Here is a 554-nt window from a genome sequence, read left to right as displayed (position 1 = left end):
GGGCGCCGCCGAACGGGTGCTGCACAACTTCGCCCTCTCGTTGCTGGTGCCCGACGCCCACTATGCCGAGGTCGCCGACTGGGTCGAGCGCACCCAGCTACGCGGCCGCCTGGTCTACTACCGGGTGCGCCGCACCCAGGCCGCCGCGCCCTCGCTGCATCCCGAGTCGCTGGTGCGCAAGCTGGCCATTCGCCCCGACAGCGACCACTACGCCTGGCTGGAGCAGGAGCTCGGCAAGCGCTTCGACTATGCGTGCTGCCGCGACCTCACCCAGTTCCGCCGCGAGCAGCGTGCCCTGACCCGCCACGGCCAGCTCAAGACCGGTGGTGAACGCCACGAGAAGGACGACCGCCACCGCCTCGACGACCGTACCCGCTACGTGCTGGGCTGGAGCAACGAGGCCAAGATCCCCGCCCTGGAGGCAGAAGCCGGAACCCTGCAACAGCGCATCCAGGCCAGCGCCGCCCGGGTAGCCGAGGTCCAGCGCGAGCAGCGCCGGCTCGGCCAGCGACGCGGCGACCTCAGCCACCTGCAGGGCTTCGAGGAGTTCCAGG

General features: G+C 71.3%; 1 protein-coding gene. It reads left to right on the top strand.

The features are described 5' to 3' along the window. The coding region (locus OOZ15_RS20045) for a hypothetical protein (RefSeq protein WP_265958198.1) at nucleotides 1-554 on the top strand (554 nt) is incomplete at both ends.

The sequence above is a fragment of the Galbibacter kalidii genome (genome assembly GCF_026241135.1).
GTDB lineage: Bacteria > Bacteroidota > Bacteroidia > Flavobacteriales > Flavobacteriaceae > Galbibacter.
Note: the sequence above shows the minus strand (reverse complement) of the source record. Positions and strands in the feature narration are given on the sequence as shown.